This window comes from Rothia sp. HMSC071F11 (assembly GCF_001809115.1).
Taxonomy (GTDB): Bacteria; Actinomycetota; Actinomycetes; order Actinomycetales; family Micrococcaceae; genus Rothia; species Rothia dentocariosa.
On record NZ_KV795730.1, the window covers coordinates 77,564 to 99,054 of the forward strand.

Genomic DNA, 21,491 nt, shown 5'->3' on the forward strand with positions numbered 1-21,491 from the left:
TTCTCTTCTCGATAATCTTGTCGAGGATGATGAACGCGTCTATGCCTGGGAATAGGACCTAAGACCGGATCTCGGCGAGGATTTCGCGCACCGCATCCGATACAGCAATATCGCGTGCCTCTCCGTTTCGCCGGTCTTTGAGCTCCAAAGTACCGTCTTTGAACCCGCGACCAATCACTAAGATGGTGGGTACGCCCAGAAGCTCGGCATCGCCGAATTTAACGCCCGGGCTGGTTTTCAGACGGTCGTCCAAAAGCACCTGCACCCCGGCACCTTCAAGTTCGGCGCTCAAGGTTTCTGCGTACTCGTGGGATTGAGCGTCTTTATTCGTGATGACGATGTGCACATCGGCGGGTGCCAAGTTACGCGGCCAGATCAGACCCTTCTCGTCATGATTGCCCTCAGCGATTGCGGCAAGCGCACGGGTAACGCCAATACCGTAAGATCCCATCGTCACGGTCTGGAGTTTACCGTTCTGATCGAGTACTTTCAGCCCCAGTGCCTCGGCGTATTTACGACCAAGCTGGAAGATATGTCCCATCTCAATGCCGCGTGCGGCAATAAGCGGTCCGGAACCATCCGGTGCTGGGTCGCCTTCGCGTACTTCACACGCTTCCAAAGTACCGTCTGCGCTAAAGTCCCGCCCGTAAACGAGATTTGCCACGTGTTTGCCGTGCTCGTTAGCACCAGTAACCCACGAGGTACCGCGAACCACGCGCGGATCAACGAAAAACGGAATACCGGTAGCAGTTTGACGCTCTTCGGTATTCTCACCCAACATGGGCTGATCGAGAGTAAGACCCGGGCCAATATAGCCCTTGACGAGCTGCGGGAATTTCTTTAGATCCTCCTCAGAAGCTGCCTCAACCTCGACTTCGCCGCCGATACCCATGAGCGCACCAATGTTAACCTCGACGCGTCCCAGATCAACTTCGCGGTCACCGGGTACGCCCACGGCAAAGAGTTTACGCTCCCCGGCGGGGGTAATGACTGCGCCCACAAAACATTTAAGCGTCTGCTCTGCGGTGAGTTCACCACCGGTCACCTGAGGGTGCAAGTCATTCATCTGGGTTACAAGAGTTTCAATCGTGGGAGATTCGGGGGTATCGAGCACGATAGCTGCGGGCGTATCCGTGAAATCAATGTCTGCAGGCACAACAGTAGTGACTGCCTCCACATTTGCGGCGTAGCCACCAGCTGAACGCACAAAGGTGTCTTCACCTACAGGGGTCGGATGCAGGAACTCTTCACTGCGTGAACCGCCCATAGCACCCGATTGCGCGGTCACGATGACTGTGTCTAATCCCAAGCGGTTAAAAATACGCTGGTAAGCGGCTCGGTGAGCCTCGTAAGCTTCATTCAAGCCTTCGTCGTCCACAGTAAAAGAGTAGGAATCCTTCATGACGAATTCGCGCCCACGCAACAAACCGGCGCGGGGTCGCGCCTCGTCACGGTACTTATTCTGGATCTGGTAAATATACAGCGGCAGATCCTTGTAGGAGGAATAAAGGTCTTTCACCAACAGAGTGAACATTTCCTCATGGGTGGGCGCCAGAAGCATATCGGCACCCTTGCGGTCCTGCAGGCGGAAGAGATTATCACCGTATTCTTCCCACCGGTTAGTCGCCTCATAGGGTTCTCGCGGCAACAATGCCGGGAAGAGAACTTCTTGGGCTCCAATTGCGTTCATTTCTTCACGCACGATATTTTCTACCTTGCGCAGAACTTTCAAACCCAAGGGCAGCCAGGTATACACGCCAGGAGCGGCACGACGAATATAACCTGCGCGCACTAAAAGCTTATGGCTTGCTACCTCAGCGTCTACAGGATCTTCACGCAGGGTCCGCACGAAGAGGTTGGACAAGCGAAGTACCATGTGTGTTCTCCTTGGATTTGATGCTAGACCTTCACCGCATCCCACATTCCTTAACCCGAAAGCGGCGGCGAACGGCGATGAATAATATAACAAGTCTATAGGTTTCCGCGCTCACAGGCGAAGCATAGTTGGTATAAAAAACCAACGTGTATATTTTCAGACGCTAACGAGTAAGGATAATGGTCGAATATTGCCCAATATCTTCCCATCCGGTGCGCTGATAGAGAGAAAGTGCCCGATCGTTGTAGTTATTAACGTAGAGGCTCAGATGCGGGTACCTCTCTCGGAAAAGCTCACAGGCCGCAGCAAGAAACGGAGCCGCAAGCCCCAGACCGCGATAGTCGGGGTGCACCCAAACGCCCTGTATCTGCGCAGCGTCCAGATGCGATATACCCAGATCAGCTTTGAAGACCACCGCGCCGAGATCGTTAGTGACAATCACGTTTTTGCCTTCGGATACCATCGACCGTACACGGTTTCTGTAGTTGCTGCCGTACCGTGCGATGGGTTCAATACCGACTTCCTCATGGAACATAGCGGCTGCGGCGGGCAGAACATCATCGTAATCTGACAGAACAGTACAGCGCACATATCCTCCAGGACTCTCTGGAACCGACTGTAACGAGGGTAGATAGCCGGGCAGTTCAGGCAGAGAGGCCGAATAGAGTGAGAATAGATTTGTTTCTGGGGGCAGGTACAGTAGCGGCTGTATCGTTCGAACAGAGAAAGGACTCGCGAGGCGTTTCCTCAAGTGCTCCCAGATTGGAAGCACACATTCACTGGGCCCAAAAAGAGACTCAATGCTGCCCCGAGAACGGTAAATGAGGTGAGCAAAAACCTCGGCATGTGAGCGCATTCGATCGTCGTCAGGTAACCAGATGGGAACGGTATTGCTACCTAGCAACAGCGCGCTCAGCAAGATGCCATCTTCGTAAATCCCCACGAATCCGCGATACTGTGCTGGCAGCTTATTCCCCGTCAGGCGTGCTCCGGATGCTGATGCTGGCGGCAGCCCGTAAATATCGTAATGCTCAATAGCGTAGAGGTTCCCCAGCGTATCCGCATAGAGAAGCTCTTCGAGGGCATCTGCATCGCGCCGATCGAGAGCTACCACTTGGGGGGCGGATGAGGAGAAAAACTTTTTGAGCACGCTTTCGATTCTATCTAACGAGAGAGCTATCGCGGTTTTGAATGTGTCATAGCAAAGCGCCCCGCGTCCGTTGAAGGCGAGGCGCTTAGAGATTTCAGACTCGTCGCGTTTATATTCAACGCTACGGACGAGGTACAGCCGTACTATTTGACGGTAACAGCGGGGGCGCCTTCGGGCACATACTCCCCCGAAGCTTCCATCTCGGCGGCAATACGGGTTGCCTCTTCAAGAAGGGTTTCCACGATCTGATCTTCCGGAACGGTTTTAATGACTTCCCCTTTCACAAAAATCTGTCCCTTACCGTTACCGGACGCCACTCCTAAGTCTGCTTCACGTGCCTCGCCTGGACCGTTCACCACGCATCCCATCACGGCGACGCGAAGCGGAACCTTCATATGCTCCAAGCCCTTGGTCACGTTTTCGGCGAGTTCCCACACATTCACCTGGGCGCGACCGCATGAGGGGCACGAAACAATGTCGAGCTTGCGCGGGCGCAGGTTAAGGGATTCCAGAATCTTGGTTCCCACCTTGACTTCTTCCACCGGAGGGGCCGAAAGAGAAACACGGATCGTATCGCCAATCCCCTGAGAGAGGAGGGTACCGAATGCTACCGAACTCTTGATGGTTCCCTGGAATGCGGGACCTGCTTCGGTTACGCCTAGGTGCAAAGGCCAATCGCCGCGTGCGGCAAGCTGCCGGTATGCCTCAACCATAACCACCGGATCGTTATGTTTAACGGAAATCTTGAAGTCGCGGAACCCGTGCTCTTCAAAAAGAGAGGCTTCCCATACAGCGGACTCAACCAGCGCCTCCGGGGTGGCGTGGCCATATTTTTCGAGCAGACGTTTATCGAGCGAACCAGCATTCACGCCGATACGGATAGAGGTACCGTGATCTGAAGCCATCTCGGCGATCTCTTTTACCTGGTCATCAAATTTACGAATGTTACCGGGATTCACACGCACCGCGCCGCATCCGGCTTTAATAGCCGCATACACGTACTTGGGCTGAAAGTGAATATCCGCGATCACCGGAATATTAGACTGCTTTGCGATGATGGGTAGTGCCTCAGCGTCTTTATCGGTCGGGCATGCCACGCGCACAATATCGCATCCGGCGGCGGTTAGCTCGGCAATCTGCTGCAGGGTCGAACCGATATCGTGGGTCTTGGTGGTCGTCATAGACTGTACCGAAATGGGAGATTCGGAACCGATACCCACGGCACCTACCTTGAATTGACGGGTCTTGCGGCGGGGCGCAAGAACCGCAGGGGCAGGCTTCGGCATACCAAGGCTAACCGACAAGGCAATCCTCCAAATGTCATAAAAATTGGGGCGCGGGATGCGCCGCTCAGCTTCCTATTGTGCCACCGTCGCGCGCAGAACCACTAATACGGATACCCTAACCGCGAGCAATATCACGATGAGATGAAAAAGCGGTAGTCCCGCTCACAATTCGTTTGCGTACACGATCCTCACTAGACGCTATGCGGTGCATAGCTTGCTCCGCCATTTAGAACAGTCGCAGGGGTTTAATAAAGTCGGCGGCAATAATCACAATGGACATCAGAATGAAAGCACCTGCTACAACATAGGTAAGCGGCAGAAGCTTGACCGGGTCAAACGGACCGGGATCGGCACGGCGGGTAAGCTTGGCGAAGCCACGTCGAATTGCCTCCCACAGGGCACCAAAAACATGCCCTCCGTCCAGGGGAAGAAGCGGAAGTAGGTTGAAGGCGAAAAGCATCAGGTTCATTCCGGCTATCAGCGAGACTAAGGTCGCAGTTTTTGCTTTCAGATCGATACGGTCTGTCGAGGCCACTTCACCAGCAATCCGGCTTACCCCCACTACGGATACCGGGGAGTTCGCATCGCGTTCCTGATTAGAGAAGAGATTTACTCCCAGCTCCCATACGCGCTGCGGCAGCGACCACATGGAATGTGCAATACGTCCCAGAGTGTCGCCCACATTGGGCATAACATCGCCCAACGAGCCTGGAACCATCTCCGAAGTTGGTGAGATACCGATAAAGCCGCCGGTCATCATCTTGAATGACCCATCGTCGTTACGCACATATTCTCGGGTCTTTTCATCCACGACCGGACGCTCCAAAAGCGCCGGGGTCATGGTGAGCTGCTGCTCAGAACCATCGCGTTCAATAGTGACGGTTACGGTATTATTCCCTGCCTGACGAATGTTAGAAGAAACCTGTTCCCAGGTGCTCGTACGGTTGCCGTTGATAGCAACTATACGGTCATCTTTACGCAGTCCTGCCGCTTTCGCGGGAGATGGTGCCGAAGAGTCAGTACATTCGGAATATGAGATACGGTCTTCGGTGATCGTTGCTTTTGGCACGCAATCGGAAACCGATGCCACTTTATTAGTTGCAGACAGGGTTCCAAAACCGCAGATAAGAATGGCGGTGCATACGATCCCGATGAGCAAGTTCATGCTAGGCCCGCCCAGCATGATAATCATGCGTTTATACACGGGAAGTTTATAAAACAGACGATTTTCATCTCCGGGTTTCAGGCGCTCTAAGTCAGCCTCACGGGCCGCATTCGCCAAAGACCCAAAAGGACTGGTAGTTCCGGCGCGAAGAGTTTCGAGCTCGGGTTCGTGTTCTTCCTCCATGCCAGTGGTACCCTCGGCGTTCCCCTCTGCGGGATGCTCCATCGCCCGTTTCGCGCGTTCCTCATGCTCGGGCGCAGGCGGATACATGCCGATCATCGAAATATATCCGCCTAAAGGAATGACTTTAAACCCGTACTCAGTTTCACCGCGGCGGAACGAAAAAATAGTTTTTCCGAAACCGATCATATATTGCGGTACACGCACCTTAAAGAGTTTCGCAGGTACCAGGTGTCCCACCTCATGCAGAGCAATAGACAATGCAATAGCTATCGCCATAATGATGACGCCTGCGGCGTAGAGCAGAATCTCCACGTTTCTCCTTCGCAACAAAAGGTACGGGTTCTCAAGCGGTTTCCCGCGAAGTTTCTAGGGTACTCCCCTAAGCTGTGAAATTATAGGGTACGTGGCGCTCAGGTTATGCGCCGCGTGGGGAAAACCTTCGTGATGGTTATGACGGCATTTTCGTGGTGCAGAGCTCACGAGCGTATGCGCGTGCCCAAGCTTCGGCGTTCAGAACAGCCTCTAAGCTCATGTCGGCTTCAGCCGTAACCTCGCTACTGGCGGCGTGCGCCTCCAAAACACGCGCCACGGAATCCACAATATCGGTAAACCGAATTTTACCGGCGTGGAAAGCGCTAACCGCTTCCTCATTAGCAGCGTTAAAAACGGTGGGAAAGGTTCCGCCCCGCTTGCCCGCCTCTTTAATCATCTGCACAGCAGGGAAAGCCGTCGAATCAAGCGGCTCAAAAGTCCATGTTTGCGCCTGAGTCCAATCACAGGGAGCCGCTACCTGCGGAATGCGATGCGGCCACGTCAGCCCCAAAGCAATAGGCAGAAGCATGGTCGGCGGGGATGCCTGGGCAATAGTCGCGCCGTCTACGAACTGAACCATCGAATGCACAATCGACTGCGGGTGTACCGCAACATCAATGCGGTCAAGATCAACCCCAAAAAGATGGTGTGCCTCTAATACCTCAAGGGCCTTATTCACCATAGTTGCCGAATTGGTTGTGACCACCAGCCCCATATCCCAGGTAGGATGCGCCAGCGCCTGCCGTGGGGTAACGTCATAAAGCATGTCACGGGTATATCCTCGAAAAGGTCCACCTGAGGCCGTGAGAATCAGCCGGTCTATCTCGGCGTCGGTGCCGCTGGCTAACGCTTGGGCAAGAGCCGAATGTTCCGAATCCACGGGAACCATCGGGGTTTCTAACGGTGAGGCATCGACGGCAGCACGCACAAGCGGTCCACCCGCGATCAAAGATTCTTTATTCGCAAGGGCAACCCGGTGTCCCGTTTTGAGGGCGGTCAGTGTGGGTTCTAAACCGATAGATCCGGTAATACCGTTGAGCACCACATCCGCCGGATGCGCCGCCGCCTCAACGCTGGCACGTTCTCCCCAGACGATGCGCGGGCTGTACCCGCTAATGCCCACACTGCGGGCGACCGAATCGAGGTATTCTCGCAACCGTTGTGCATCTTGCGCCGTGCCGCTGGTGGCAACAAGCTCGGCGCGTACCTGAACCGCCTGCTGTGCTAATAATTCCAGAGAGCGTGAACCGGCGCTGAGAGCTGCAACCTTCAGCGGTGCATCCTCAGCATCGACGGTAGTGCCCGCAAGACGCGCAAGATGCTCGATAACCTGTATTGCTTGGGTGCCGATAGACCCGGTGGAACCGAGTAAAGTAACCCTTCGAGCATCACAAAGTCCGTGTTTAAGAGCTTCGGTAAGGCTTTCGCGGGAGCCCCCAACCCGGGTAGAGGAACCAAACTTCATGTTTACTAGTATCGCATGCTGTCGGTACGGTCTCAGAAAGCTCTGCGGCTGCCAGCAACGTCTTAGGTCAGATCTTGGATAAGCTCGATACAGCGATCCATAAAGGCATCGACCTGGGTTTCTTCATAGCTCACCGAGCCGGTCGCAGACCTAAAGACGGCGTTACGAATAACGGATGTATCAAGCGGTTCTTCGCTATTGAGTTGAGCATAGATATGATGGCATACCTTATCAACATCACCCACAAAATACCCAGCGTGTTTGCGTTTAGAGGGGCGGCGAAAACGTTCACCATCCGGCCGCTCTAGTCGCTGTGCCAGAAGCTCACCCGCGTCTACGAGGGACAGCTCCCAATTGCTTAAACCGTACTGTTCGATATAACGGCTGCGTTCCAGCTTGGCAAAACGTTCTTCTATACGCTCTAGGGCGCGATCGACGTCCCCTACCGCATAGCCGCCGGGCTCGGTACGAAAAACAACCTGGCGAATAAGCCGCGACGTGTAGATATTAGCGTGCTGCTGTACGGCGCCGCTTAGCTGTTCGTAATCCTCGGCTAGTCGAGCAAAGAGACGATCGACCTCGGTTCGTTTATAACCAGGTTCGAGTTCTGCCGCACGGCCGAAGCCGTTATCTGTACGACTAGTATTCGTTGCCAAGGATTCTCCTTATCATCAGGCAGGGCACACGACGTGAGCAGCTCGTGTGCGTACCCTACGCATAAAGTTTTCGCTATCCTGTGTTCCGCTCTAGAGAGGAAGCACAAAGGTAAAAATCAAACACCCAACCGCGGCCGCAAAAAGTACCGAGTCCAGACGATCCATCATGCCGCCGTGCCCAGGCAGGATATTTGACATATCCTTGATGCCTATTCGACGTTTAAAAACAGATTCTACAAGATCACCCGCCGTAGAGGCGATAACCATGACCGCAGCGAGCGGTATTCCCCAGTACCATTTCTGCCCCAAAATACTTAGAGCGATACACGCTACCACGGCAGACCCAAGATAGGAACCGGCAAAGCCCTCCCAGCTCTTCTTTGGAGAAATGGTAGGTGCTATAGGATGTTTACCCCATATAACACCGGCAATATACCCGAAAGTATCGTTGCTGACTGCCATGAGAAGGATCATCAGGATGCCTGCCCAACCGCGCTCGGTGCTAAAGTACACCATCGAAATTCCGAGGGTCAAGGGTACCCATCCCAAAATTAGAATGAGACCCCTCAAAACTTTATACCGTGAGGCTGTACGTTTCCTGGGTACCACCAAGGTGACACAAGCAAGTACTAGGGCGACAGCAACGCAGGAGATCCCCAAACCAGTGAACCCCCAAATATACGCTGAGACTGTGGGGATCGGAGCCAGCACCGTCACCAGGGTTAGGGGTAAATTGTAGTCGCGTTTTTTGTTGAGTGCGGAGGCAAGCTCCCAGCTTCCCAGCCCGGTAGAGATCGCGCAGAGAAGCACAAGAAACGGAGGAAAGAAAAGCCCTGTAGTCAGCACCGCGCCGAATGCTACGCCTACGCCGATAGCGGCGGGTAAGTTGCGCCCCGCTCGGGATGCTGTTTTCCCTGGGGCGGGGGCTGTTTCGCTCTTCTTATCCCCCGTATCTTCTCGTGTGTTCATCTCTGAGCCTTAAACCTCAAGCAGCTCAGATTCCTTGTGCTTGTAGAGCTCATCGATAGTATCTACATGTTTCTTAGTGAGGGCATCAAGCTCTTTTTCGGCACGGGCACCGTCGTCCTCACCGATCTCGCCGTCTTTCACAAGCTTATCAATGACGGTTTTAGCATGGCGGCGCACATTACGTACCGAAACGCGAGCTTCCTCGGCTTTGTGGTTGACCAATTTTATGTATTCTTTACGACGCTCAGAGGTCATCTCGGGCATAACCACGCGGATAGCGGCACCGTCGTTGCTGGGATTTACACCCAAGTCAGAGTCACGCACTGCTTTTTCGATAGCAGCTAAAGCGCTCACATCAAATGGAACAATCTTAACCGTACGGGCATCTTCAACGTTGAACGACACCAGCTGCTGCAATGGAGTCGGCGCGCCGTAGTAGTCTGCGGTAATAGAGCTAAAAATCGCAGGGTTCACACGTCCGGTGCGGACCTTGGCGAATTCTGTTTTGACAGCTTCAATGGTCTTATCCATCTTCTCGCCGGCTTCGGCAAGGGTTTCTTCGATCACGACGGAATCTCCTTTATAGGGGAAGTCGGCTCATGCCGATTTTGGTAGCTACGGCTACGGGAAACACCAAACGGTGCAAACCGCGACCTAGTTATAGTTTAGTCGCCCGAGACTATCTCGGGCGACTTCTCACCGTTTTTTCCTTATGGCTAAGCTGTTGAACGACTTCTAATGCGAGGAGTATAACGGCATAACGTTTCTTTAGCGGGTTACAAGAGTACCCATCTTCTCCCCCAGAATAGCGCGGGTTACGTTACCTTCGCCCTGCATGCCGAAGACGCGCATCGTCACGTTATTATCGCGACATAGGGAGAATGCGGTCTGATCCAACACGCGAATATTGCGTTGCATAGCTTCATCGTAGGTGAGGTTATACAGGCGCTCAGCCTGAGGGTCTTTATTCGGATCGGCAGTGTAGATGCCGTCCACACCATTTTTTGCTACCAAAACTTCGTCAGCGTGAATTTCCAAGGCTCGCTGGGCAGCTACGGTATCGGTCGAAAAATAGGGCAGACCAGCACCGGCGCCGAAAATAACCACACGGTCTTTCTGCATATGGCGAATAGCGCGGCGAGGAATATAGGTTTCTGCAACCTGCGGCATAGTAATAGCAGACTGTACGCGGGTATCAATACCTTCTTGCTCCAAAAAATCCTGAAGAGCCAGAGAGTTCATCACGGTACCGAGCATGCCCATATAGTCTGCGCGGGAACGATCCATACCTGCCTGTGAAAGCTCGGCGCCACGGAAGAAGTTACCGCCGCCAATCACGATGGAGGTCTCTACCTTACCCACAGTTGCTGCAATCTGCTGTGCAATATTACGCACAACCCCGGTCGAAATACCAACTTCTCCCCCACCGAAAACTTCGCCTGAGAGCTTGAGTAGAACACGGCGACGACCGGTGTCGTCTCGATGGATTGGGTGCGTGTGCGAGTCGGTCATAAATACCCTCCAACGGATAAAACTTATGCTGATAACGGGGTGAACACTCAATAGTCCTTATCAAGGATACGCTACGGGAACACTGTCTGTGGTACACCCTTCGATATTTTTCTCCCTCATTCGGCATACCAGAAGGCGTAGAGATTGAGAGACTCAATGCTCCGGGCATATAAAACCCTATAAAACCTCAAGTCAACACTGTATCTGCAAGATGATCTATACAGAAAATAGGCTCTGGAACTTTCTTTTCGCTAGGTGCGCGACCTGCACAATATTTATGCAAAAAAGTCGGATGCTCACCCTTCACAGGGCAAGCATCCGGCTTTAGCGTATAGCCTCAGATAAAGGCTGGCTGCTTGAGGAAAGCTCCTAGAAACTAGGCACCAACACGGAAACGTGCGAAACCGGTAGCAGTTGCGCCAGCCTCAGAGAGAGCCTGTGCCACAGACTTCTTGGTGTCTTTTGCGAAGTCCTGGTCAAGCAGGGTGTTCTCTTTGAAGAAGCCCTTGAGACGACCCTCAACGATCTTATCCAGAATCTTCTCGGGCTTGCCCTCAGCGATTGCGGTCTCACGTGCAACACGCTTCTCAGCTTCAACCTGGTCAGCCGGGATAGACTCAGAATCCAGGTACTTGGGGCTCATCGCTGCGATGTGGACTGCTACGTCGTGCGCAATTTCATCAACGTTATTGCCGGAAACAGCAAGCAGAACACCAACCTGTGCGGGCAGGTCCTTAGAGGTCTTGTGCAGGTAAACTGCCACATTCTCGCCTTCAACGCGTGCTACGCGGCGCACCACGACCTTCTCACCCAGCAGGGCGGCAGCATCGGTGGTGAGCTCTTCAACGGTCTTACCCTCGAAGGATGCAGCCTGTAGCTCTTCCAGAGTGGATGCGTTAGCCGCGATAGCAGCCTCCAACACGTTACGCCCGAAGGTAATGAAGGGTTCGGACTTAGCCACGAAGTCGGTTTCAGAGTTGACCTCAACCATGTAGCCAACACCGTTTTCTACGCGAGCGGCAACCAGACCTTCAGCGGTTGCACGACCTTCACGCTTGGTGACGCCCTTCAGACCCTTCACACGGATAATCTCCATTGCCTTCTGCTGGTCGCCGTTAGCCTCATCGAGAGCCTTCTTGACGTCGAGCATACCTGCGCCGGTTTTCTCACGCAGTGCCTTGATGTCTGCTGCAGTGTAGTTCGCCATGTGAACTCCTCTTTTTCCTTAATTTAAGATGTGAACGTGATAACGCCCATGAGCTATGAGCGGACGGCACCTTACCCGCCACAGGGTAGGTACCGTCCGTACTGCTTTTCCCATCGTGGAAAAGCTAAAGATTACTTAGCTTCAGCCGCCTGAGCTGCCTCGTGCTGCTCTAGCAGTTCGCGCTCCCACGCAGCCATAGGCTCTTCAGCAGCCTCTGCCTTACCGGTCTTCTTAGCATTACGCTCAATGAGACCTGCAGCGACAGCGTCTGCCACCACACGGGTGAGCAGGTTGACGGAACGGATCGCATCGTCGTTACCAGGGATGGGGAATGCGACTTCGTCAGGGTCACAGTTGGTGTCAAGAATAGCTACCACGGGGATGCCCAGCTTCTGAGCCTCGTTAACCGCCAGGTGCTCCTTCTTGGTATCAACAACCCATACGAGGGAGGGAACCTTGCTCAGGTTACGGATACCACCCAAAGTCTTTTCGAGCTTCTCAAACTCGCGGCGCATCAAGAGCAGTTCCTTCTTGGTGTAACGTGAACCTGCGACATCGTCAAAGTCGATCTGCTCAAGTTCCTTCATACGCTCAATGCTCTTAGCAATGGTGGAGAAGTTGGTGAGCATACCACCAAGCCAGCGGTGGTTAACGTAAGGCATATTCACGCGGGTAGCCTGCTCAGCAATAACTTCCTGTGCCTGCTTCTTGGTACCCACAAACAGAATGTTGCCGCCGTGTGCAACGGTGGATTTAACAGCCTCAAAAGCCTTATCGATGAATTCGAGGGACTGCTGCAGGTCGATGATGTAAATGCCGTTGCGTTCGGTGAGGATGAAACGCTTCATCTTGGGGTTCCAACGGCGGGTCTGGTGACCGAAGTGAACGCCGGAATCCAGCATCTCACGCATAGTTACGACGGGCATGTCGTCTCCTTTATATCAGGGTGCCGCGCTGACCTCCCATCTCGGGCTAGCCACACGCGCGCATAGTAGTTATCGGTTTATCCTAGTGGCGATTAGACATTCGGGTTGCCCCGTGTCTCAAGCCCTGACCGCTTGTTCTAAGCGGACCGAAGGTCTTTTATCACCTGGTATTTAGGTTCCAGGTGCTCACGCCACGCGTCGTCAGCGGGCCTTTCCGTTACCAGGCTAGGCACACTGCAATAGAAGATTATACCTGATATTTGGGTCTTAAGTCTTTAGTACCGTGAGCTTTTCTCCCGGATAAGCGTGGTTTTTTATAAAAATTTTTGCTACTACCTCACTTGAATCCGTAGAATCACGAGTCTTCATATTTTGGAGGTTTGTGAAAAACGCTGAACCGTCTCACCTGTTTTTCACGAAAACGCTAAATACCGTCTGTGGATATCGAATAAAAATGTCCCGAAAGGGTAAGTTTTCCACAGTACAGCCTTGTACATATCTTTATGCGTCTTCGACTGTGGTGTGCTCGAAGAATGATATGTGATTGGTTAGGGGCGTGGATGCACCGCGCGGGTCTGGCGGCACAGGCACGTATTTTTACGATGTCCAGACAACACTTTGTATCTGCGCTGCGGCGTACTCCCCTGTTTCTTCAAGCATGCTGGCGCTCAGGGCATCCTATAAAAGTCTGGGTGCCTTCTCCAATATTCTTGCGGGTTTTAACGATCCAGATCATAGTCCTTACCGTGGCATTATCTTTAGGCTTCGGGCCATACGTCAGCGGTATAAAGTACCGACACGGTCCCCTACAGATCATGCACACTTCTGCGCGTTCATGGATTTCACCTATATCTGGAAAACCTCATGTCATTCATGCCTTTATCAAGCCCAGTCAGCGGTGGTCGGCAGGGCATCGCGGAGTCGATCTTGAGGCAACAGAACAGGACCAAGTACGCGCTCCAGCGCCTGGAACCATAGTTTTCTCGGGAACTGTCGTCGATCGACAGGTAGTAGTCATTGAGCATCCGAACGGGTATAGGTCGAGTTTCGAGCCTGTCACCGATCCTCTGCCAGTCGGTACTCACGTTCAGGCGGGGCAGATTATCGCTCGGGTGGATGCGCATCCCGCAAAACCTCGGTGCTCTACCACATGCCTTTACTGGAGCGTTCGGCGCGGCGGCGACCACAAGAACGGAAGCGGCAAAAACGCAGAATATATTAACCCTATGCTTCTGTTGGGACCAGCAGAACCGACTATACTACTTCCCATTGACGAGAGTTTCAAAGCCTGAAATATTACCTATATGTCGTGAGCCCCGCATCGTGCACGATGCGGGGCTCACTGTGTGCCTGACCAACAGGTCTCTGCTTTGCTATACGTTATGGCACGGCACTACTGCAAAAAGTCCTGATCACTATCACCCGAAATGGGTTTCTGCTGTGACTTTGCATCATGCTTCGGGATAGGAGCCTGTTGGGCGGGCAGCGGAATAGTACCGTCCATTTCAGCCGCATAGGAGCTTCCGGACGAGAACGCAACGGTCGGCGAATCGTCGCCGTAATTGAGAACATCCGAGTCTGAAGCTGTGTAGGCTGCTGTCGGCTGCGCCGCTTGCTGTGCAGCTCGGCGTTCGCGTGCCTTCTGGCTTGCGCGACGAATGCGCTTGCGGAAGATGAAGAGCACCAACAGAATCAGCAGAAGCAGACCGAGCAAAATAGCATCCACCACAAAGTCCGTCATGGTAAACCCATGCGCTGGAATGGTGAGGGATGAGGTATTGACATAACCCTCTGAGCTATTAACCCTAACGTTACGCCCGTCGCCAGAGAGATGTGAATCTTGGCGACCAAACATAGAGTTGCTTCCCTGCAGAGCATCGGTTTTAACCGAGCTCATGATGGGGAGCTCAAACTTGAAATCGTAGTTTTTGGGCTGTAGCTGACCAAAACGCTCCTGCAGGTTAAACTTGGGCGAAACCGTATAGTCTGCCCCGAAAAGATTAACCCCGCCAGGATGATGAATCGTCATTTCAGAACCGGGTAGGTAATTACCAATACGGGTATTGAATTCCGCAGAATCTTTGCCTCGTATCTTTGCTGAATATATCGTATTATCGCCGTCAGTACGTTCCTCGAATGTCGCTTGAGCCTCATCAGACCCTTGAACGAAAGATTTAAGGGCATCCCCAGCCTGCGCGACATCAGAACTCTTAAAAGCAAGTTCAAACTTCGCTTCAACAGAACCGTCCATACCCAGCGCAGAATTCACGTTTAGGCTTTCAGGCTGAATCGTGCGCGAATTCTTTAGGTTGACTTTTATTACCCTATCCGACGCGGATGCGCTTGAGCTTGAGCTATTCGACGAGCCGTAGTCCTGGTCAAAATTTTTACCGTCGTCAGAGAAGCTAAACTTCACCCCGTAGTTGGTTCCCGGTGAACACACACGGCTGCAATCAACTGAACCTGTTACATGCTCAATGATCTTCGCCCCAGAAGAATCAGTTTTAACTTCTTGGGAACTTTCTAACGCGGTCTCTTGAGTACCCAGAATTTTTTGAAGTTTAGCATTGAGATCCTCGAAAGAATCGGCAGTAAATTTTAAGTTGCGACCGCTTTCATCTTTACCAGATTGCGTGGACGGTAAGCTCCGGTAAGACTTTTTGGCGATTTCTTCGTCAATACCCTTGGTAAGCTCAGCTCCCTCAGGTTTCACCGAGTTAAGATAAGTGTCTACAGCACTTACCCGGTCAGGTACCATGATCTCTTTTGCGAGAAAGACAATCTTGGCGTTATATTTACCGTCCTTCTTATCGACTGCAATCACAACTTCATCAAACCCATTATCTTTGAGGTCTTTAGCTTGAACCTCGCTAGAGGACTCTGTTGTTTTAATTTCGCGACCTTCAAAGGTAACGCTGTTTTTCCCACTTGACTGCAGGACGTTGTCTTTGCGTTTTGCTTCGACCAAGCCGTCTGTTACAAGTGCTTCGGGAAGCCACTTGATAAGGTCCTGCGAGGTGAAGTTTTCGGAAACTTCAACGCCCTGAACCAAGCCGTCTTTGCTGTTGCTAATCAGAATCTGAGGTTCTTTGTCAAAACTCGAAGCTCTCAAAATAGCAGAGACTTTAGTGCGGTACTCATCTACGCTATTAAAATTCACTTTGAAGGTGGCCTGAGCGTTATCACCTTCGGTTCGAATGCCCTCGTAATCAAGTTCTTGAGGTTTGTGTTTCCTAATCGAAGCGTCAAGAGCGTTAACGTCGCCTTTGAGGTAATCTTTATTATCTTTCAAGCTGAAAGACACTGTAATGGTGCGGGAGCCCTTCTCTGAATTTTCAAGCCCGAGATTTGTCTCAACTTTTGCACCACAGGCAGACATAATGAGCGCTAGAATCGTCAGAAAGACGGCAAGGAACCCAAGTCTTCCTTGCCGTCTTGACGAGCGCTGCTGTAGTAGCTGGCTCATCTTACAATGCTCCTAGAGGCTTGATGCCATGGGGTTAGGCATCATCTGGAACGCAATGTTGTATACGATGATGGCCACAATAACCCATGCAGTTGTAAGAAGAGCGTGCATTAACACAGGCGATTTCTCAAAACGGCCCAGGCGATTCAGCCCCAGGTAGATAAGAGACTCACCGATCACAATCGAAAACGCAAAGATTGCTACCAGAAGATATATCGTCAGGATGGGGTTCTCTGCAAAGTTCTTCCCATTTGTACCCACCGTGAGAAGAACAAAGAGGTAGAGCAGAAGATAGGAGCCAGCCAAAGGAAGAGCCGCAACACCTGCCGCGCTCATGCAGTCGTTGAAACTCGACTGAACTTTTCCGATACGAGCGGTCAGCATGAGCTGCAAGCCGCGCAGAACGTGAATCGCAAAAATTGCGACAAAGAAAATTAGGAAAATCATGACGGTCTGCCCGAAGTTTCCTCCCTGAGAGGAGCTCCCCCGGCTGCCGTAGAATGAACCGCGGAACATGTAGAAAAGCCCAAGAAGACCGCTGACCAGCTGCGTAATGACCAAAGAGCCTGCGAAGGACTGTGCTGCTACAGCGATAATCCATCCCCAAGGTTGGCTGTCCTGCAGTCTTTTATGTGCGTCGCCCGGTTGGCTCTTAAAGACATCAAGGAAGCTGCCCCAAACATTCTTGAGAGCTTCAGCGAAAGGGTTTGGCGCTGCCGGTGCTGCTGGCTGGGCGAAACCAGCATGTGGGTCTCCCTGAGGCTGTGCAGGGTTTTGCGGGTTAAACCCGTTCGGCTGGGGAATCTGCTGGTTCGGAGCACCCGGAACCGGGTTTCCAAACTGATTAGGATCCTGCTGGTATTGTCCGCCCTGCTCCTGGGGAGGTACAGACTGGTGCATATTAGGGTTCCCATACGGTTGAGCGGGGTTGGGGTTCTGGTACCCGTCATTGCCATAACCTTGAGGATGTTGTGGCTGACCTTGACCGGACTGCGGAATATTCTCACTCATCATCTGATCCTTATCTCGGATTTTCCTATGCAACAAGCCGATATACACTCGGGACGTTGCTTCAAGAAACCAGATAAGTCTGAAGATCTCGTGGCTAAGCCTTATTCCAGGAAGAAGGCGCTGGAGCAACAGTACTCCGTGTGTTTATCGGCGATGTCTCGCGTGTGCATGCGAGGTTACTTTTTACCCTACCTTAAATCTCGCCTCTACTCACGATAATTCGTCATATCTTCAGAAAATAAGGTATTTATTCTTCTTCTAATTTCTTCACGCGACGAGTCACCACGATGGGAATAGAGATCAGCACTACGATGAGCAGGGATGCTACGACAATCCCAGCAATCATAATTGGCCTATAGTTGCGGGGGGCCTTCTGCATATGAATTTCCATTGTGGCGGTGTTAATACCCTTGGCGCGCACATGAATTGCCCCATCGGACTGATCTACAACAGTATTAGCAGGAGGATTTACAACCGCCATACCGTCCGGCGCCACCACAATATATTCACTGTCGCCACTGAATCTATCGGTGACTTTAGCATCCGCAACAAGCTTGGCACGCAACGTCAGCTGGTCGTTCTCACCTTTCTCAAGACTTACCTCGCTGCCGGGCATATAGTTGTTGAGCAAACGTTGGAAATCTTGAACTTTGATATTGCTGATCCGGGTAGTAAAGGTACGCCCTATGCCCTGCTCATTACGCTCCATATTCTGCTCGCCGGTCTTTGTATTAGAGGCACCAAAGATCTCATTAATACTCCGGCTAAAAAGCATTGCGTCGAGCGGGCTAAAGGTATATTGGAAGCTCGCACTCAAAGAAGACTCGGAGCTGATGTAGAAAGTGCTTGAAAATTTCTCAGGAACCACTCGGCGGCTCATCGTATAGCTAACAACCGAAGATGTACCAGAATCGTATTTTGCTGCCTCGTTGACGCTGTACAGAGCTTCGTCGCCGCTCTTACCCCAGGATGCGGGCGCTGCCACAAGCCCCAATGGCGGGGATGACATGCTCGCATCACAAATACCGGCACAATCAATATGCACATTCGCGGTTGATAAAAGCTCTTGATTTTCTCCTGTGGACTCACTGAAAGAGATGGAATTATTCTTGGTTCCGAGAAGCTGTTCGAGGTCTCTATTAACCTGGTCGATGCTATTCGCAGTAAATGCTACGTGCCGACCCTGCGCTTCTTTCGGGATAAGAGCATCTTTACCCACAAAATACGGCTGATACGAATGAATATCGGACTCTACCTTTTGGTTATCAACTTTGACGGCCTCCAGATAGGTATCTAGGTCTTGAAGCTCGCTTTGCCCAATCTCACCTTTAAAATCTCCGAGAAGCAAGTGCCCCTCAAAGGTGCCGTCTTCCTTGAGCTGAAGCACAAAAATAAGATTGCGAACATGGGGCGAAGGAATATCCTGCTGATCTGCGCGAGCCGCTGTCAGAAAGGCCGAGCCGTGATCGTATGTAGGCACCGGCGCAAGAACGGGTGCCGCCACGCCAAGAACAGAGGCGAGGGTAAACGCGGTGGCAAAACGCAGAAAGCGGCGCTCATATAAACCGTGTAGCGTTCTCATGCAGGATTTATCGGTGGTCATTATTCCTCTTTTGAGTGAGCCGGAGTCTCTAACAGGGTTCCGAGAGAAAATGGTGCTTTTCAAAAGTAGCTGGCAAACACTTTATCTCTCAAATGTTCGTATCTAATGTAGCGTGTTTATGCTCTCTGTTCTAACTCGCGTAACTCGAACCCCGATATAAAGCGAAAAGACCCCGCTCGGCGACATGTAATAAATGAGTCATACCGAGCGGGGTCTGTAGGGAGTGTGGGACTTGAACCCACGACCAAAGGATTATGAGTCCTCTGCTCTAACCGGCTGAGCTAACTCCCCTAGAGGCTTAGCGCGTAAGCCACGTCTCTAGAGTACCTGAGGGGTACAGTTTTGGCGAATCTTAGACACACCTTATTTTTTAGAACGTTGAGCAAGAAAACGCTCATAGGGGGCATCCGATACATATAATTCCTCAAAAGTGCGCCAGGTATTCTCCGCACTATGGAATTCCACAATACGGCGGCTCTCACGCCCCATCTGCTCGCGTTCAGCGGCAGGTAGACGAAGAATTGCTGTAAGTTTATCCGCCAAATCCTGCGGATTATTAGGCTCAAAGAGGTATCCGTTAACGCCTTCTTCCACGAGATGTGGAAGCGCTAGAGCGTTTGCCAAGACTACGGGGGTGGAGGCGCTCATAGCCTCCAAGGAGACAAGCGACTGCAGCTCTGCGGTCCCAGGCTGACAGAAAATATCCGCCCTCTGGTAAACACCCGGCAGTTCTTCGTCCGGAACAAACCCACGGAACGTTACTCGGTTTTCAACACCGCATTCGCGTGCCTTCTGTTCGAGGGTTTCACGAAGCTCGCCGCCTCCGGCGATATCAAGGCGAACGTGGTCAAGGTCTTCGGGGAGAAGAGAGAGCGCCTCAATAAGCACATCCACGTGCTTCTCTTCAGCAAGACGACCCACGAAGGTTACACGCAGTTCGCCGGGTGCTTTGCCCAAATCTGCACCCTCAGCAAGTTCGTAGTCGCTGATTTCAATGCCGTTAGAAACGGGCATGACGGGGCGAGTAAATCTTCCAAGATCTCGCATCGCATCGGCGCCGATCTGAGTCGGAGTTGTCACCACCGCCGCATATTTGAAAAGACGGCGCATATCCGCCCAGGTAATGTGCGCATATACCTTTTTGATGGGTTCCGGGAACGGCAGGAATGGATCTAAATTTGCGGGCATAAAGTGGTTGGTGGCGATAACTCGAATTCCACGCTTATGTGCCTGCTTCAGTAATGCGCGCCCGATAATGTAGTGGCACTGCACATGAATAACATCCGGCTTAACTTCGTCAAGGATACGACCCACCTCGGCGTGGATTTCCCAGGGAATACAGATGCGGTTGGTTTCATGAGTGGGGGGCAGATGCGAACGCAGACGGTGCTCGACGATGCCGCCCTCTACAACGGTTCGGTAGCTAGGTCCACGGCTGGGATTTGCGGCAACCACGTGTACTTCGTGCCCGCGCTTGAGCATAGAGGTCGCTAGGCGGTGCCCAAATTGTGCCGCGCCGTTCACATCGGGGGGATAGGTCTCAGCACCGATCAGGATCTTCTTTGCCTGCTGCATCGCCTGTTCTCCTTGGTCTGACTTCTCAGGTGTATGGGGTGTTCTTCATTATTTTATCGGGTGTTATCGCGTTCCTCAGCATAAATAGGCCTTGGAGTTCTCTGAGAGTCTCTCCAAAAACCCTCAAAAAATGGCCCGCCACCGCAGAGGTGACGGGCCAATATACGGAGTTTGTGGTGCAGGTACTTGCGTTAGCGTCGCACAATCTTTCGGAGGAAGAGTACGACTGCGGAGAGCGATGCGCCCAGAGTTGCGAAGGACTTCCACCGAGCCTTAACAACCTCAGGCTTGGATGCGTTGCTGACCATGTTGCGCCCAACGGTAGCCGCGCTGCTGGGCGCGTTCTGCACACCGGTCTTTGCGGAGTCTACGGTTGATTGGGTGAAGGATTGAGCATTCTGTGCGTACTTCTGCATATCATCGCGCAAAGCTGCAAGGTGTGCGCGACGTTCTTTAGTGCGCTGCTGAATCTGCTCAATGGTGAGCGGCTTGGGTTCTTCTTCGCCGCGTGCCTTACGCTCCTCAGCTTCTTGGCGTGCCTTCTCTGCTGCGGCCTCACGCTCTGCCTGCTTGCGCGCTGCCCGTTCAGCCTGCTCTTGTTTCAAACGGGAGGCTGTCATTGCGCTGCCTTCACGAAGCACGCCGAGATCAAAGAGAACGCCGAAGATTGCCGATTCGGGAGCAAAGGGCAGCTGGGCTTTAACTTTTTTATATCCGATAAGCCCTAAAATGGCGAGAATAATGAGGAAGACGCCTGCCCAAATCAGCGCTGAGGCCCATAAAGGTACAAGCTGTCCAAGGAGGAAGATAAGCAGACCGATAATAGCGATGACCATGAAGCACGCAAAAACAGCTGCGACGGCGAGGAACGCTGCACCTTTGCCAAGAGCGATGCCTTTGGTCTTAAGCTCGTGCTTTGCAATCTGGACTTCGTCTTTGACCTGGTTAATACCTAGGGTTTTAAGTACCTTAGCGGCATCAAAGAGACCCGCGATACTTGACTTAATCCCTGCAATGCCTGCTCGTATGCCTTGGGGATTAGTGTTTGTGGTCATGCCCACCTCTCCGTGATTGTTCTGTGTGGAGCTTCTGTTTAGCACCCCACGGTTATTATTCTAGCTCTATTCTT

17 protein-coding genes and 1 tRNA gene are annotated in these 21,491 nt (G+C 52.4%); 1 reads left to right on the forward strand and 17 read right to left on the reverse strand.

The annotated features are described in order from the left end of the window. Window positions 1-58 precede the first annotated feature (58 nt). From HMPREF2554_RS01350 to rpsB, 11 genes are all read right to left on the reverse strand, one after another. Entirely contained in the window at window positions 59-1,876 is a 1,818-nt protein-coding gene (locus HMPREF2554_RS01350; RefSeq protein WP_013398730.1) for a proline--tRNA ligase, read from the reverse strand. A gap of 163 nt (window positions 1,877-2,039) precedes the next feature. After that, window positions 2,040-3,026: a GNAT family N-acetyltransferase gene (locus HMPREF2554_RS01355; RefSeq protein WP_013398729.1), complete on the reverse strand. Its 987-nt coding sequence runs from the start codon at window positions 3,024-3,026 to the stop codon at window positions 2,040-2,042. Window positions 3,027-3,169: 143 nt separating this feature from the next. Then, a complete protein-coding gene (ispG, locus tag HMPREF2554_RS01360; protein WP_080513870.1) occupies window positions 3,170-4,312 on the reverse strand; it encodes a flavodoxin-dependent (E)-4-hydroxy-3-methylbut-2-enyl-diphosphate synthase in 1,143 nt (380 codons plus the stop codon). A 226-nt stretch (window positions 4,313-4,538) separates the two neighbouring features. After that, on the reverse strand, window positions 4,539-5,972 hold the full coding sequence (locus tag HMPREF2554_RS01365) for a M50 family metallopeptidase (RefSeq protein WP_070553664.1): 1,434 nt from the start codon (window positions 5,970-5,972) through the stop codon (window positions 4,539-4,541). A 136-nt stretch (window positions 5,973-6,108) separates the two neighbouring features. Beyond that, complete coding sequence (gene dxr / locus HMPREF2554_RS01370; RefSeq protein ID WP_070553667.1) at window positions 6,109-7,437, reverse strand: 1-deoxy-D-xylulose-5-phosphate reductoisomerase; 1,329 nt, start codon at window positions 7,435-7,437, stop codon at window positions 6,109-6,111. Between the two features lie 62 nt (window positions 7,438-7,499). Next, the gene (locus HMPREF2554_RS01375; protein WP_004006230.1) at window positions 7,500-8,093 is read right to left on the reverse strand and encodes a DivIVA domain-containing protein; all 594 of its coding nucleotides are present in this window, start codon (window positions 8,091-8,093) and stop codon (window positions 7,500-7,502) included. 90 nt (window positions 8,094-8,183) lie between these two features. Next, window positions 8,184-9,062: a phosphatidate cytidylyltransferase gene (locus tag HMPREF2554_RS01380; protein WP_048753052.1), complete on the reverse strand. Its 879-nt coding sequence runs from the start codon at window positions 9,060-9,062 to the stop codon at window positions 8,184-8,186. 9 nt (window positions 9,063-9,071) lie between these two features. Beyond that, window positions 9,072-9,629, reverse strand: a complete 558-nt coding sequence (gene frr / locus HMPREF2554_RS01385) for a ribosome recycling factor (protein ID WP_048778680.1) — start codon at window positions 9,627-9,629, stop codon at window positions 9,072-9,074. 201 nt (window positions 9,630-9,830) lie between these two features. Beyond that, a complete protein-coding gene (pyrH, locus tag HMPREF2554_RS01390) occupies window positions 9,831-10,574 on the reverse strand; it encodes a UMP kinase (RefSeq protein ID WP_004006227.1) in 744 nt (247 codons plus the stop codon). Window positions 10,575-10,950: 376 nt separating this feature from the next. Continuing rightward, window positions 10,951-11,781: a translation elongation factor Ts gene (gene tsf / locus HMPREF2554_RS01395; protein WP_004006226.1), complete on the reverse strand. Its 831-nt coding sequence runs from the start codon at window positions 11,779-11,781 to the stop codon at window positions 10,951-10,953. 131 nt (window positions 11,782-11,912) lie between these two features. Next, window positions 11,913-12,707 (reverse strand): 30S ribosomal protein S2, encoded by a 795-nt coding sequence (rpsB, locus tag HMPREF2554_RS01400; protein ID WP_004006225.1) that lies wholly within the window; start codon window positions 12,705-12,707, stop codon window positions 11,913-11,915. Window positions 12,708-13,522: 815 nt separating this feature from the next. Here rpsB and HMPREF2554_RS11145 point away from each other — a divergent pair. Beyond that, on the forward strand, window positions 13,523-13,999 hold the full coding sequence (locus HMPREF2554_RS11145) for a murein hydrolase activator EnvC family protein (RefSeq protein WP_246825962.1): 477 nt from the start codon (window positions 13,523-13,525) through the stop codon (window positions 13,997-13,999). A gap of 101 nt (window positions 14,000-14,100) precedes the next feature. Here the strand turns inward: HMPREF2554_RS11145 and HMPREF2554_RS01405 are convergent, their stop codons facing one another. The 6 genes from HMPREF2554_RS01405 to HMPREF2554_RS01430 form a co-directional block, all read right to left on the reverse strand. Next, window positions 14,101-16,173: a hypothetical protein gene (locus HMPREF2554_RS01405; protein ID WP_070553669.1), complete on the reverse strand. Its 2,073-nt coding sequence runs from the start codon at window positions 16,171-16,173 to the stop codon at window positions 14,101-14,103. A gap of 12 nt (window positions 16,174-16,185) precedes the next feature. Then, window positions 16,186-17,184, reverse strand: coding sequence for a Yip1 family protein (locus HMPREF2554_RS01410; RefSeq protein ID WP_246825963.1), 999 nt, complete (start codon window positions 17,182-17,184; stop codon window positions 16,186-16,188). A gap of 247 nt (window positions 17,185-17,431) precedes the next feature. Beyond that, window positions 17,432-18,787 (reverse strand): hypothetical protein, encoded by a 1,356-nt coding sequence (locus tag HMPREF2554_RS01415; protein WP_070553674.1) that lies wholly within the window; start codon window positions 18,785-18,787, stop codon window positions 17,432-17,434. Window positions 18,788-19,004: 217 nt separating this feature from the next. Beyond that, window positions 19,005-19,078 (reverse strand) — tRNA-Ile (locus tag HMPREF2554_RS01420). Window positions 19,079-19,150: 72 nt separating this feature from the next. Beyond that, window positions 19,151-20,362, reverse strand: coding sequence for a glycosyltransferase (locus HMPREF2554_RS01425; RefSeq protein ID WP_070553676.1), 1,212 nt, complete (start codon window positions 20,360-20,362; stop codon window positions 19,151-19,153). Between the two features lie 191 nt (window positions 20,363-20,553). Continuing rightward, window positions 20,554-21,417 (reverse strand): phage holin family protein, encoded by an 864-nt coding sequence (locus tag HMPREF2554_RS01430; RefSeq protein WP_070553679.1) that lies wholly within the window; start codon window positions 21,415-21,417, stop codon window positions 20,554-20,556. Window positions 21,418-21,491 lie beyond the last annotated feature (74 nt).